Here is a 14530-nt window from a genome sequence, read left to right on the forward strand (position 1 = left end):
GGTGCCCCGCAGCGTCCGCCGCAGCCGGTCAGTGTCGAGACCATGAAGAAGTCCGAGCAGCCGATCACGGCCGTCCTGCCGGGCCGCGCGGCACCGTTCCAGATCGCCGACATCCGCCCGCGCGTCACCGGCGAGATCAAGCAGATCGCTTTCAAGCAGGGCAACGAGGTCAAGGCCGGCGATCTTCTTTATAAGATCGAGGACAGCACCTATGCAGCCGAGGTCGCCCAGGCGAAGGCGACCGTCTCGAAGGCGGAAGCCAGTATCCCGAGCGCCCAGGCGAACCTCTCCCGCTACGAGCGGCTGGTCAACAGCGGCGCGACGCAGATCGAATATGAGAGCGCGCGGGTGACGCTTCTCCAGGCGCAGGCGGATGTGGCGCAGGCCAATGCCGCGCTCAATGCCGCCCAGATCAATCTCGACCTGACCGAAATCCGCGCGCCCTTCGACGGCGTCACGTCGATCTCCAATGTCAGCATCGGCAATATCGTCACCGCCAACCAGACGACGGCGCTGACGACGCTCCGCCGCCTCGATCCGATCTATATCGATCTGATCGATTCCAGCACCAATCTTCTCGAACTGCGCTCGGCCATGGCTTCCGGCCGCTTGAGCGGCGATCCGCGCAAGGCCGATATCCGCCTGAGCCTGGAAGATGGAACGGACTATCCCCTGACCGGCAAGCTCGACATGGCCGACATGGCAGTCAGCGAAACGACCGGCACCTATCAGATCCGCGCGCTCTTCGAGAATCCGAGGGACATGATCCTGCCAGGCACCTATGTGCGCGCCACCGTCACCCTCGGTAACGAGACCGGCTACCTGATCCCGCAGCGCGCAGCGACGCGCAATGCCCGCGGAGAACTTTCCGCCAAGTTCGTCACGGCGGACGGCAAGGTCGAGACCCGCATCTTCCCGACCAGCGGCGTCTCCGGCAACAATTGGCTGGTTACGCAGGGCGTAACCGACGGCGATCGCCTGGTCGTCGACGGCTTCCAGTGGATCGCCGATGGCGCGACGGTCCAGCCGGTCGAGGCGACGGTCGACGACAAGGGCTTTGTCGTCGAGGCGCCGAAGCCGACCGCTGCAAAGCCGTGAAGGCCTCAAGCGGAAACGATCATGACGAAACGCGGCAAGGAATAATCTGAATGGCCAAGTTCTTCATCCGGCGACCGGTCTTCGCCTGGGTCATCGCGATCGTCATCATGCTCGGCGGCGCGCTCGCCATCGCGACGCTCTCGATTTCGCAATATCCCGACATCGCGCCGACCACGGTCAGGATTACGGCAAGCTACAATGGCGCAAGCGCCGAGACCGTCGAGAAATCGGTAACGACGATCATCGAGGACGGCATGACCGGCCTCGATGACCTCACCTATATGACGTCGTCCTCCTCGACCGGCCGCGCCAACGTCACACTCACCTTCGGCAGCAGCGTCCTTCCCGACATTGCCCAGGTTCAGGTGCAGAACAAGCTGCAGCTGGTGCAGTCGCAACTGCCCGACGTTGTGCAGCAGGCGGGCATCGAGGTCGCCCGTTCGACATCGAGCATCCTGATGGTCGGCGCGCTGGTATCGACCGACAAGAAGCGAAGCTCCGTCGATCTCGGCGATCTGTTTTCCACGCAGATCGAGGACCAGGTCAAGCGCCTCGAAGGCGTCGGCAGCATCGACATCTTCGGGTCCGGTTATGCAATGCGCGTCTGGCTCGATCCCTATAAGCTGCAGAAATACCAGCTGACGCCGGCGGACGTGACGTCCGCGATCCAGTCCCAGAACACGCAGGTTTCCGTCGGCGCGCTCGGCGGCCTTCCGGCCAAGGCGGAGCAGCAGCTTACGGTCACCATGACCGCGCAAAGTCAGCTGACGACGGTCGACGATTTCGAGCGGATCATCCTCAAGGTCGAACAGGACGGCGCCACGGTGCGCCTTTCCGATGTCGCCCGCGTCGAGATCGGTGAAGAGAGTTATGGCGGCGGTTCCCGCCAGAACGGCCTGCCATCCACGGGTTTTGCCGTGAATCTCGCGACCGGCGCCAACGCTCTCGATACCGCCGCACGCGTCAGAGAGGCGCTGACCGCCGTCGGACCCCATCTTCCAGACGGCGTGGAGATCACCTATCCCTACGACACGACGCCCTTCGTGCAGCTTTCGATCGAAAAGGTCGTCCACACGCTCATCGAAGCAATCATCCTGGTTTTCGTCGTCCTGCTCATCTTCCTACAAAATCTGCGTGCAACGCTGATTCCGATGATTGCCGTGCCAGTCGTCCTGCTGGGCACGTTCGGGGTGCTGGCGTTGACCGGATATTCCATCAACACGCTGACGATGTTCGCCATGGTTCTGGCCATCGGCCTTCTCGTCGACGATGCCATCGTCGTTGTCGAAAACGTCGAGCGTATCATGGACGAAGAGGGCTTGAGCCCGCTTGAAGCGACCGAAAAGTCGATGGGCGAGATCACTGGCGCCATCATCGGCATCGCGCTCGTCCTGACGGCCGTGTTCATTCCGATGGCCTTCTTCGGTGGCTCGACCGGCATCATCTATCGCCAGTTTTCGATCACCATCGTATCGGCCATGCTGCTTTCGGCGCTGGTCGCCATCGTGCTGACGCCGGCGCTTTGCGCCACCATGCTGAAGCCGATCGATCACCACAAGAAACGTCGCGGCATCGGCGCCTTCTTCAACCGCGGTTTCGATCGGTCCACCCGCGGGTATGTCAGCACCATCGGTTATCTCCTAAAGCGTCCGTTCCGCGTGATGCTGCTGTTCCTGCTGGTGATCGGCGGCTGCGCCTGGCTTTTCACCAAGCTGCCGAATTCCTTCCTTCCGCAGGAAGACCAGGGCGTTCTGCTGACCATTATCCAGACGCCGGTCGGCGCCACCACGCCGCGCACCGACGAGGCGGTCAAGAAGGTGGAGGCCTATTTCCTCGAAAAGGAAAAGGGCAATGTCGACGCGGTGTTCGGCGTCCTCGGCTTCAGCTTCAGCGGAAGCGGCCAGAACAATGCCATCGTCTTCACCAAGCTCAAGGATTTCGCCGAGCGCGCCAGCCCGGAGCAATCCGCCGCGGCTATCGTCCAGCGGGCAAGCCGGTATTTCTTCACCATCCGCGATGCGCAGGTCTTTGCCCTTCTGCCGCCGGCCATCCAGGGGCTCGGCACGTCGAGCGGCTTCTCCATGTATCTGGTCGACAGCGGCAACAACGGCAATGCGGCGCTGACCACGGCATCGCAGCAGCTCATTCAGGCCGGCACGGGCAACCCCAACATCAGTTCACTGCGCAGCAGCAGCCAGCGGTCAGAAACCCAGCTCAAGATCCTGCTCGACCAAGAAAAGCTCGGCGCGATGGGCGTCGACCTCGCTTCGGTCAACTCCATGCTGGCAACCATTTTTGCCGGACGCGACGTCAACGACTTCACCCTCAATAACGAGCTGAAGCCGGTCTATGTGCAAGGCGACGCGCCCTATCGGATGCAGCCGGACGACCTGAAACACTGGTTCGCCCGCAACAACAAGGGCGAGATGGTTCCTTTCTCCTCCTTCAGCACCGTCCAATGGATCAGCGGTACGCCGCAGCTCGCACGCTTCAACGGCACCAGCGCCATTCCGCTCGACGGCGCGGCCGGCCCGGGCGTCAGCACCGGCCAGGCGATGGACGAGATGCAGAGGCTGACGGCTGCACTGCCGGGCGGCTATTCGGTGGCCTGGCAGGGCATTTCCTACCAGGAACGGCTGTCCGGCTCCCAGGCGCCGATGCTTTATGCGCTATCGGTTCTAATCGTCTTCCTGTGCCTTGCGGCGCTCTATGAAAGCTGGTCGATCCCGTTCTCAGTCATATTGGCTGTCCCGATCGGCGTGCTCGGCGCGCTTACCGCAGCGCATTTCTTCGGCCAGGCGAACGACGTCTACTTCAAGGTCGGGCTTCTGACGACGATCGGCTTGGCAGCCAAAAACGCCATCCTGATCGTCGAATTCGCCAAGGATCGGCAGGCAGGCGGCATGAGCATGATCGAAGCCACCCTCGAGGCAGCACGCCTGCGACTGAGGCCGATCGTCATGACGTCGCTCGCTTTTATCCTCGGCGTCGTACCCCTGGCAATCGCGACCGGCGCCGGATCCGCGGCCCAGAATGCCATCGGTATCGGCGTGCTGGGTGGTATGCTTTCTGCAACACTTCTCGGAATTTTCTTCGTTCCGTCCTTCTTTGTTGTCGTTAGACGGTTATCAAAGCGTGAAAAAGAGTAGGATGACGATTACGTTCGTTAACGTATTCGACTTTTAATGCCGTCAGAGATTATGCGAATCGCTGCTGACGGGACAATCGGAAGAGGCATGAGTGCTGACCTTCCATGCGTTGTAGGGCACTGGGACAGAAAAATGATATCCATTCGTGTTATTGCTCCTCTCACTATGCTGCTGCTTTCGGGCTGCGTTGTCGGTCCAGATCACAAGGCGCCGGAAATTGCTCTTCCGGGCAAATTTGCCGAAGCCGGCAAGACCAGTAATGGCGATGTCTCCCAGGTTACCTGGTGGACCGCATTCAATGACAGCCGTCTGAACGGCTACGTTAATCAGGGAATCAGTCAGAACCTCGATATTCTCCAGGCCATGGAGCGGATCAATTCTGCGCAGGCCAGCGTGACCGTCGCCGGCGCGGGCGCCCTCCCTTCGCTGGATGTCTCGGCAGCCAATACGACCACCGGCACTCGTACCGACCCGGGTTCGTTCTCGCGGTCGACCGTGACGGCAGGTACTGCGGACGCATCTTGGTTCCTTGATCTTTTCGGCCTCTACAGGCGTTCGAAAGAAAGTGCGCTCGCAAGCCTCGATGCCGCCTATGCCAGCGAAGATGTTGCACGTCTCACGTTCCTGTCTCAGGTCGTGGCGGCCTATATCGACGTACGCTACTACCAGGAGCGTATCGCGATCGCTCGCCGGAACCTCGATTCGCGGCGCGAAACGCTGAACCTCACCAAGCTCCAGCTGGATGCCGGTGCGGCTTCGCGTCTGGATGTCGTCCAGTCGGAAGGCTTGGTCAATTCGACTATCGCAGAAATTCCAGGCCTGGAGACGAGCTTCCGAGGTGCGGCGCACCGTGTCGCCACGCTTCTGGCCATGCCTGCATCGTCGCTTGTCCCCGAATTGCAGAAGGGCACACGCCAGCCGGTCGCACGCTTCAATACCAAGGCCGGTATTCCGGCGGACCTGATCCGCAATCGTCCGGACATCCGTGCCGCGGAACGCCAGCTCGCATCGGCAGTCGCCGAAATCGGTGTCGCCGAGGCCCAGCTCTACCCGGCCATTACGCTCGGCGGCTCCATTTCCCCGAGATACAACGTTCTTTCCGGCGGCCTCGATACCCGGGCCTTGACCTGGTCCTTCGGGCCGCAGCTGAGCCTGCCGATCTTCGACGGCGGCCGCCTGCGCGGCAACGTCAAGATCGCCGAATCCAGCGCCCGCGGGCGGTATCTCGCCTGGAAGCAGACGGTTCTGAACGCAGTCGAGGAAGTGGAAAATGCGCTGGCCGCAGTTTCCCGCGACAGCCGCACGGTCTCCTCTCTTCAGGCAACCGTGAAGTCCTACGAAGAAGCCCTGCAGCTCGGCACCGCAAGCTATCGGGACGGCGCATCTTCGCTGCTCGACGTTCTCGACGCCCAGCGTCAGGTCTCGACCGCTCAGTCGAACCTCGCCGCTGCCGTGCGTCAGATGGCTCAGGACTACGTCTCGCTCAACGTGGCGGTCGGTGGCGGTTACGCCTTCGGCAAGACCGATACCAAGGTCGCTTCGGTGGTCATCAAGAAGTAGGCTCCACCCCAACATTACCGACAACAAAAAACCTCCGGAGCCAACGCTTCGGAGGTTTTTTTATCACGCCCGGAAAGGCCGGGGACGATCAATTCGACAATCAGTTCTTGGCGCGCTCGACGTAGGAATTGTCTTCGGTTGCGATCACCACGCGGGTGCCGGCATCGACATGCGGCGGAACCGCCGTGCGGATGCCGTTCGACAGCATGGCCGGCTTGTAGGACGAGGAAGCCGTCTGGCCCTTGACGACCGGTTCGGTCTCGACGATCTCCAGCGTCACGTGGCGCGGCAGCTGAAGAGCCAGCGCAATGCCTTCATGCATGGAGAGAACGCAGGTCATGCCTTCCTGGAGATAGGCCTTCTGGTCGCCCATCGTATCCACGTCCACCACGACCTGGTCGTAGTTTTCCGGGTTCATGAAGTGGAAGCCTTCGCCGTCTTCATAGAGGAACTGGTGGTTGACGTCCTCGACGAAGGCGCGCTCGACCTGCTCGGTCGTCCGCCAGCGTTCGGACACCTTCACGCCGTCGACGATGCGGCGCATGTTGACCTGCGTGACAGGCGTGCCCTTGCCGGGATGGAAATTCTCGGCGGTGAGAACGACATAAAGCTTGCCGTCCACATCGATGACGTTGCCCTTGCGGACAGAAGAGGCGATGACCTTGACCATAGGATTCCTTGTGGTGCGAACCGGCTTGTAACTGCCGAAAATGCGTCGTAGAGGACCGGGCGATAACCGGCCCGAAGGACGGATCGTCTGTTTTCCGGCCGGAACTACTCCAAAACCGCGCAAAGTGGAAGCCTTGCCGGGAAGAACCGGCGAAGAAAGCCGCAAATGAGCTCGTCGCAGCCCGCCACATCCCGCTCGCCCTGGTGGAGACCGGCGAACCACGCCGACCGCCGGCCCTTCCTGAAAGGCCGCAATGCGGTCCAGACGGCGTTGCGCGACTTCTTCTCCGTGCGTGATTTCATCGAGGTCGATACGGCGACGCTCCAGGTTTCCCCGGGCAACGAGACGCATCTGCATGCCTTCGCAACCGAGGCTGTCGCGGCCGACGGCGGCAGGGCGCCGCTCTACCTGCACACGTCGCCGGAATTCGCCGCCAAGAAGCTGCTGGCTGCCGGCGAGAAGCGTATCTTCACCTTTGCGCATGTCTACCGCAACCGAGAACGCGGGCCGCTGCACCATCCGGAATTCACCATGCTGGAATGGTACCGGGTCGGCGAAAGCTACGAGCAACTGATGGCCGATTGCGCCGAGATGCTGGCTCTGGCCGCCGATACCGCCAAGACGGGACGCTTTTCCTTCCGGCATATGGAAATCGATCCTTTCGCCGAGCCGGAACGCCTGACGCTCACTGACGCCTTCGACCGGTTCGCCGGCATCGACCTGCTGGCCTCCGTGGCGACGAACGGCGAAACCGACCGCGATCTTCTGGCGGCCGGCCTGAAAAAGGCCGATATCCGCTTTGCCGAAGACGACACCTGGGCCGATCTCTTCAGCAAGGTTCTGGTCGAGAAGGTCGAGCCGCATCTCGGCCAGGACCGCGCGACGATCCTCTACGAATACCCTGTTTCCGAGGCGGCGCTCGCCCGGCCCTCCACCCGTGATCCGCGCGTCGCCGAACGTTTCGAGCTTTACGCCTGCGGCGTCGAGCTTGCCAACGCCTTCGGAGAACTGACCGACGCCGGCGAACAACGCCGCCGGTTCGAGCACGAAATGGCCGAAAAATCCCGCATCTACGGCGAACGTTATCCGATCGACGAAGACTTTCTCGACGCACTTTCGATCATGCCCGATGCGAGCGGCGCGGCACTCGGCTTCGACCGGCTCGCCATGCTGGCAACCGGCGCCACCCGCATCGAACAGGTCATGTGGGCGCCGGTCGCGGAGGTGTTCGGATGACCGCAGTCCGTTCATTGAAAACCCCGGAAGATCTCGCGGCTGCCGGCCTGATCGAGCCCCAAAAGCTCGACGGCATCCGAGCCGTCGCAGACCGCTACGCGATCGCGCTGACGCCAACCGTGGTTTCGCTCATCGATCGCGCAGACCGGCAGGATCCGATCGCTCGGCAATTCGTGCCGGATCCCGCGGAGTTGCTGACGACGCCGCAAGAGCGTGCCGACCCGATCGGCGATCAGGCGCACAGCCCGGTCAAGGGCATCGTTCACCGCTATCCGGACCGGGTACTGCTGAAGGCCGTGCATATCTGCCCGGTCTATTGCCGCTTCTGCTTCCGCCGCGAGATGGTCGGGCCACAAGGCGACGGCACGCTTTCGCCTGAGGAACTGACGGCGGCGCTCGGCTATATTCGCGAGCATCCGGAGATCTGGGAAGTGATCCTCACCGGCGGCGACCCGCTGGTCCTTTCGCCGAGGCGGCTCGCTGCCATGATGCGCGGCCTTGCCGAGATACCCCATGTAAAGATCGTCCGCTTCCATACGCGGGTGCCCGTCGTCGAACCGGACCGCATCGACGCGGCAATGATTGCGGCGCTGAAGGAAAGCGGCAAGGTGGTTTATATCGCGCTGCACGCCAACCACCCGCGCGAAATGACGGAAGCCGCCCGCACCGCCTGCGCCCGCCTGGTCGATGCCGGCTTTCCGATGCTGAGCCAGACGGTGCTCTTGCGCGGCGTCAACGACGATCCGGCGGTACTCGGCGACCTTATGAGAGCTTTCGTCGAGACGCGGATCAAGCCCTATTACCTTCATCATCCGGATCTCGCGCCCGGCACTGGCCATTTCCGGCTGGATATCGCCGAGGGCCAGAAGATCGTCTCGGCGCTCCGGGGCACCATCTCCGGCCTCTGCCAGCCGACCTATGTCCTGGATATCCCCGGCGGCCACGGCAAGGCGGTGATCGGCGAAAGCGCCGTGCGCGGCGAAGGCGGCTGTTATTCCGTCAGCGATTTCCGCGGCGGAGAGCATGCATATCCTCCGAAATGACACGGGTTCTTGTTCACGCGGCGGAGTGCGCCCGTGGCTTGGCCTGGAATTTGGAGAGCCCACGCGAATGCGGAACCTCGATTGATTTTTTAAATGGTGGCTCCGCATTCGCGTGGCCTTCGGCGTCTTGTCGGGGCTTCCGGCCCCTACAGGTGATCATCTCGCCTCGCTGCGTGGCTTTATTCACGATCTCCTTTCGGGAAATCCTGCCACTTGCACGGCTCAACCGAACCGGACATGGCTGTCCGGGGGAGGCTTGATAGGAAGGCTTGCCTTTCAGCCCACCCTCCATGGCTTTCACCTCTTCCACCATCCCCGCACGTTACGGTTTTGATGAAAGCGCCGGCCCCCGCCTGCCCGCGAACGTCTCGCGAAACACTCCGGCGACGGAAGCGGGAGGATTGTAGGCATAGGTTAGAGGGGCGGGGACGAGGCGAGGCACGCCGGCCACCTCGCCTCTTTCAGAATATATATAAAAATCAGTATTTTAGATGATAACTTAAGCGTGAAATTTTTCAGGTGAGGAACAAACTCGTCCCCGCATGAATTCCTCGCCGACAAAATCTGCAGCTTAGCTTTGCGAAAGATCGTGATTTTGTAATCGTACGCAAGAAAGCAATCTCACCTTCTAAGCCGCCAGCCCCCTCAGTGCCGTGACGTCGCGGCGCGGCGGCGTGCCGAACATGCGGGCATATTCCCGGCTGAACTGCGAAGGGCTCTCATAGCCGACCAGAAACGCCGCGGTTTCAACATTCGCCGCTTCCGCCACCATCAGCCGCCTGGCCTCCAGAAGGCGAAGCTGCTTCTGATATTGCAGCGGCGTCATCGAGGTGATCGTCTTGAACTTGCGGTGGAAGGCGGAAGGGCTCATCCCGGCCCTCTCCGCCAGATCCTCGATCCGCATCGGCTCGGCGAAATGGCCGCGCAGGCCGTGGATGACGCTGACGATCCGATGCGTATGGTCGTTGCCGAGCGCCATGCGGACCACATCGCCGCCATGCGGACCGGTGAGCAGCCAGTAGGAAATTTCGCGCATGATCGCCGCACGGAGGACCGGGATGGCACCCGGCGTATCAAGAAGCCGCACCATCCGCAGCGCGCAATCGGCAAGCGGGCCGTCGAAATCCGTCACGAACACGCCGGACGTTATGTCGCCGCCCGGGCGCGGCGGGTTGGGCATCGCCTCCAGGACCTCGCGCATGATGGCAAGATCGAATTCGATGATGAGGCCGAGATAGGGCTCGGTCGGGCTCGCCTCCGCCACGCGGCCGAAGGCGGGCATCTCGACGCTGACAACGAGCGCCTGGCCCGCCCGGTAATCCACATGGCGGTCGCCGAAAACAGCCCATTTCGCGCCCTGGAGGACGATGCAGAGCGCCGGCTTGAAAATCAGGTGGTCTGGCCGTTTCTCGTGATCCGAGCGAAGGATGGTCAGGCCTTCGATCGCCGTCGCGAAAGGGCTGGTTCTCGCCTGTCCATCCGTGAACCGCTTTACCGCATCGAGCAGGGCTGCCGGCATGCCACACCTCCGAGGTTTCAAGGCCAAACATAGGCCTGCGAGCAGGATCAGGCAAGAAGTGGGAAAGTTCCGGCATTCAGGCGTGTGGCCGAGGGGAGTAGTTTCCGGTCATCCAATCCAGACAAGGAACCTCCATCATGACGCATCAAACATCTCAGAAATCGGCAGCCAAGCTCGCCATCGTGACCGGCGGCAGCCGCGGTCTCGGCCGCAACACTGTGCTCAGCCTTGCAAAGCGCGGTATCGACGTGATCTTCACCTACAACTCCAATCAGGCAGAAGCAGCAGCCACGACCGCAGCAGCGGGCGAACTGGGACGCAGGGCGATCGCCCTGCAGCTCGATGTCGGCGATGTCGCGTCGTTCGACGCGTTCGTCGGCCGGGTGCAGGAAGCCCTGACCGAGATCGGCGCTGAAAAATTCGATTTCCTCGTCAACAATGCCGGCACGTCGCATCATGGCGATTTCGAAAAGACCACCGAAGCGGAGCTGGACGAGCTCTTCAATGTTCACTTCAAGGGCGTCTTCTTTCTCACCCAGAAGCTATTGCCGCTGATCCGCGACGGCGGCCGGATCGTCAACTTCTCCACCGGGCTTACCCGCATCACCGTTCCGGGCAGCGGCGCCTATGCGGCGATGAAGGGGGCGGTCGAAGTGCTGACCCGGTATCTGGCCAAGGAGCTTGGCGCCCGCGGCATCGCCGTCAATACGGTGGCGCCCGGCGCGATCATGACCGATTTCAGCGGCGGCATGGTGCGCGACAACCCGGAGATCAACAGGCGCGTCGCCGAGATGACCGCACTTGGCCGTGCCGGCGAGCCGGATGATATTGGCCCGATGGTCGCCTCGCTGCTGTCCGAGGACAACCGGTGGGTCAATGCTCAGCGCATCGAGGTGTCGGGCGGCATGGCGCTCTGACGTTCGAGCGACCCCTGCCGGTTGCGACCGGCAGGGGTCGTGAAATTGATCATCCCTTCTCGACCGGCATATAGAGGTCACCGCCGTCTCGATATTTCGCAGCCATGGCTTCCAGGCCCTCCTTCTGCGCCTCGGCGCGGATATCGTGGGAAATCCGCATCGAACAAAATTTCGGACCGCACATGGAGCAGAAATGCGCCACCTTGTGCGCCTCCTTCGGCAAGGTCTCGTCGTGGAAGGAGCGGGCCGTTTCCGGATCGAGGGAAAGGTTGAACTGATCCTCCCAGCGGAACTCGAAGCGGGCGCGCGACAGCGCGTCGTCGCGCACCTGGGCCGCCGGATGGCCTTTGGCGAGGTCGGCGGCATGCGCGGCGATCTTGTAGGTGATGACGCCCACCTTGACGTCGTTGCGGTCCGGCAGGCCGAGATGTTCCTTGGGCGTCACGTAGCAGAGCATGGCGGTGCCGAACCAGCCGATCATCGCAGCCCCGATGCCGGACGTGATGTGGTCGTAGCCCGGCGCAATGTCGGTGGTCAGCGGCCCGAGCGTATAGAATGGCGCCTCGCCGCAGACCGCGAGCTGCTTGTCCATGTTCGCCTTGATCTTGTGCATCGGCACATGGCCGGGGCCTTCGATCATCACCTGGCAATCCTTCGCCCAGGCGATCTTCGTCAGCTCGCCGAGCGTTTCCAGTTCCGCAAACTGCGCCGCGTCGTTGGCATCGGCGATCGAACCCGGGCGAAGACCGTCGCCGAGCGAGAACGAGACGTCGTAGGCTTGGGCAATGTCGCAGATTTCCTCAAAATGCTCGTAGAGAAAACTCTCCTTGTGGTGATGCAGGCACCATTTGGCCATGATCGAGCCGCCACGGGAAACGATGCCGGTGACGCGATTGACGGTGAGCGGAATATAGGCGAGCCGCACGCCCGCGTGGATGGTGAAATAGTCGACGCCCTGTTCCGCCTGTTCGATCAGCGTATCGCGATAGACCTCCCAGGTCAGGTCCTCGGCAATGCCGTTCACCTTTTCGAGCGCCTGGTAGAGCGGCACCGTGCCGATCGGAACAGGTGAATTGCGGATGATCCAGTCGCGGATATTGTGGATGTTGCGGCCGGTCGACAGATCCATGACCGTATCGGCGCCCCAGCGGATCGCCCAGACCATCTTCTCGACCTCCTCCGCCATGGACGAGGTGACGGCCGAATTGCCGATATTGGCATTGATCTTCACCAGGAAATTCCGACCGATGATCATCGGTTCGGATTCGGGGTGGTTGATGTTGGCGGGAATGATCGCCCGGCCTTCCGCGACTTCGCGGCGAACGAATTCCGGCGTCACGAAATCCGGCACATGGGCGCCGAAACTTTCGCCGTCGCGGACGAGCGGTTCCCTGGCCGCCTGCCGACCGAGGTTTTCGCGGATGGCGACGAATTCCATCTCCGGCGTGATGATGCCGGCCCGCGCATAGGCAAGCTGGGTGACGGCCCTGCCAGCCTTGGCCTTGAAAGGCTGGTTGCGGACCGGGAATTCCGGCGTCAGCCGGTCGCCGGAGACGAAGCCATTGTCCTCCGGCCTGACGATCCGGCCCTCATAGACTTCGACATCGCCACGGGCCGAAATCCAGTCTTCGCGCAGGCGCGGCAGGCCGGCATCGATGCTGATCGCGGCACCTTCGACGGTATAGGGGCCGGAGGAATCGTAGACGGTCACCGGAGGTTCGCCGGAGGTCGGATGCAATGCGATCTGCCGCATCGGCACGCGGATGTCCGGATGGATCGTTCCCGCTTTCAGGACTTTCGTGGAGGCGGGAAGCGGGCCGGTGGTGACGACCGGGGTGAGCTTGGTGGTTGCAATATTCATGGTTCGAGGCTCCAAGGTTTGACGTTTGGAGACCCAGTTCCAGAGTTGGAATGATGGAAGAACACGTTGGAATCCGAAGGACGGTTTCCCGCCCTCGCTGCCGCAGCGCTCGCACCGTCCCTACGCCAGTATGAACTGGATCAGGTTCAACGGGTCACTGCGCCTCGGGCGGCCAAACCGGCCCGACCAGCAGTATCTCAGCCCCTTGACGGGACCCCCCTGGTGAATGCGGCCATCAGAAACCTGCCGATCGCGCATGTCAAGCCGGTCCCTGCCTGCGTCGATAGGTCGAGTTTTAACGAATCCCGCAGCTCCAAATTGATGACGTTTATTACCGGAATCTTATGCTATCTTGCGCGATAACGTCCCTAGCGATGAGCGCAGAATTCGAACGATCGGGAGATGTCGAGATGAACGAGACCATTCGCGGATTGCTGACACGGGTGGGCGGCCTTCCGGTCGCCGTGACGGAGCTGGAAGACGCTGCCGATCTTTATGCAGCCGGGCTTTCCTCCTTCGCATCGGTGCAGCTAATGCTGGGCCTGGAAGAGGCCTTCGACATCGAATTCCCGGATAGCCTTTTGAACCGCAAGTCCTTCGCCAGCATCGCGGCGATCGAGCAGACGGTTTCCCACATCTTGAAAGCCTCCGAGGCCGCCTGAGATGAACCTTCCCGTCTTTGCCGCCGACATGAGCCTCAGCGCCCGCGCTCACCGCGTGGCGGCCGTGGCGGCTGAATTCGCCGAACGCGTCGACCATGACGGCCGCTTCCCCCGCGAAGCGGTCGATGCAATGAAGGCCGAGCGCCTGATCGGCATCCAGATCCCGGTCGCATTCGGCGGCGAGGGTGCTTCCATCACCGAGATTGCCGAGGTCTGCGCCATCCTGGGACAGTCCTGTGCCTCGAGCGCCATGGTTTTCGCCATGCACCAGATCAAGGTTTCGAGCCTCGTGGTGCATGGGGCCGACAGCGCCTGGCACATGGATTTCATGCGCGAGCTCGCCGACCGCCAGCTTCTCGTCGCCTCCGCGACGACCGAGGCCGGCATCGGCGGCAATATGCGCAACTCGATCTGCGCCATCGAGGTCGACGGCGACGCCTGCCGGCTGACCAAGGACGCGACGGTGATTTCCTATGGCGCCCACGCCGATGTCATCATGATCACCTCGCGCTCGAACGAGAAGGCCGCCCCGACCGACCAGGTCATGACCGTCTTCAAACAGGGCCAATATACCCTGCAGAAGACCGTCGACTGGGATACGCTCGGCATGCGCGGCACCTGCTCCGACGGCTTCCTCTTCAATGGCGAAGCACCTTCGGTCCAGATTTTCCCGAAACCGTTCGCCGAAATCGCGGCGCAGTCGATGCTCGCCACCTCGCATCTCCTCTGGAGTGCTGTCTGGTACGGCATTGCCGCCGCCTGGTCGTGATGGCGATTTTCGGAGTTATCGGCTACGGCCTTACCAAGCTCGATTG

The 14530-nt window shown here is 62.1% G+C and carries 10 protein-coding genes, 1 pseudogene and 1 riboswitch; of the genes and pseudogenes, 8 read left to right on the forward strand and 3 right to left on the reverse strand.

The features are described from left to right. The 3 genes from MOV61_RS21860 to MOV61_RS21870 form a co-directional block, all read left to right on the forward strand. Positions 1-1098: efflux RND transporter periplasmic adaptor subunit (locus MOV61_RS21860; RefSeq protein WP_247138069.1), on the forward strand; the 1098-nt coding region annotated here is incomplete at its 5' end. A gap of 50 nt (positions 1099-1148) precedes the next feature. After that, a complete protein-coding gene (locus MOV61_RS21865; RefSeq protein WP_247138070.1) occupies positions 1149-4247 on the forward strand; it encodes an efflux RND transporter permease subunit in 3099 nt (1032 codons plus the stop codon). Between the two features lie 132 nt (positions 4248-4379). Next, complete coding sequence (locus MOV61_RS21870; RefSeq protein WP_038547062.1) at positions 4380-5807, forward strand: efflux transporter outer membrane subunit; 1428 nt, start codon at positions 4380-4382, stop codon at positions 5805-5807. A gap of 100 nt (positions 5808-5907) precedes the next feature. Here the strand turns inward: MOV61_RS21870 and efp are convergent, their stop codons facing one another. Then, a complete protein-coding gene (efp, locus tag MOV61_RS21875) occupies positions 5908-6477 on the reverse strand; it encodes an elongation factor P (protein WP_038547065.1) in 570 nt (189 codons plus the stop codon). Between the two features lie 165 nt (positions 6478-6642). Between efp and epmA the strand changes: the two genes are divergently transcribed. Continuing rightward, the gene (gene epmA, locus MOV61_RS21880) at positions 6643-7713 is read left to right on the forward strand and encodes an EF-P lysine aminoacylase EpmA (protein WP_247138071.1); all 1071 of its coding nucleotides are present in this window, start codon (positions 6643-6645) and stop codon (positions 7711-7713) included. Then, complete coding sequence (locus MOV61_RS21885) at positions 7710-8756, forward strand: lysine-2,3-aminomutase-like protein (RefSeq protein WP_247138072.1); 1047 nt, start codon at positions 7710-7712, stop codon at positions 8754-8756. Before epmA ends, MOV61_RS21885 begins: the two co-directional genes overlap by 4 nt. A gap of 628 nt (positions 8757-9384) precedes the next feature. On the opposite strand, the gene MOV61_RS21890 is transcribed toward MOV61_RS21885, so the two are convergent. Next, on the reverse strand, positions 9385-10275 hold the full coding sequence (locus MOV61_RS21890) for an AraC family transcriptional regulator (RefSeq protein ID WP_247138073.1): 891 nt from the start codon (positions 10273-10275) through the stop codon (positions 9385-9387). Positions 10276-10412: 137 nt separating this feature from the next. On the opposite strand from MOV61_RS21890, the gene MOV61_RS21895 reads away from it, so the two are divergent. After that, complete coding sequence (locus MOV61_RS21895; RefSeq protein ID WP_247138074.1) at positions 10413-11192, forward strand: SDR family NAD(P)-dependent oxidoreductase; 780 nt, start codon at positions 10413-10415, stop codon at positions 11190-11192. Positions 11193-11241: 49 nt separating this feature from the next. On the opposite strand, the gene thiC is transcribed toward MOV61_RS21895, so the two are convergent. Further along, a complete protein-coding gene (thiC, locus tag MOV61_RS21900; RefSeq protein WP_247138075.1) occupies positions 11242-13053 on the reverse strand; it encodes a phosphomethylpyrimidine synthase ThiC in 1812 nt (603 codons plus the stop codon). 99 nt (positions 13054-13152) lie between these two features. Continuing rightward, positions 13153-13284, reverse strand: a riboswitch (TPP riboswitch). Between the two features lie 179 nt (positions 13285-13463). Here thiC and MOV61_RS21905 point away from each other — a divergent pair. Both MOV61_RS21905 and MOV61_RS21910 read left to right on the forward strand, forming a co-directional pair. Beyond that, a complete protein-coding gene (locus tag MOV61_RS21905) occupies positions 13464-13715 on the forward strand; it encodes an acyl carrier protein (protein WP_038549844.1) in 252 nt (83 codons plus the stop codon). A gap of 1 nt (position 13716) precedes the next feature. Next, positions 13717-14469, forward strand: a pseudogene (locus tag MOV61_RS21910) (acyl-CoA dehydrogenase family protein); the annotation flags it as partial. Positions 14470-14530: the final 61 nt, after the last annotated feature.

Source organism: Neorhizobium sp. BETTINA12A, assembly GCF_023006485.1.
Lineage (GTDB): Bacteria > Pseudomonadota > Alphaproteobacteria > Rhizobiales > Rhizobiaceae > Neorhizobium.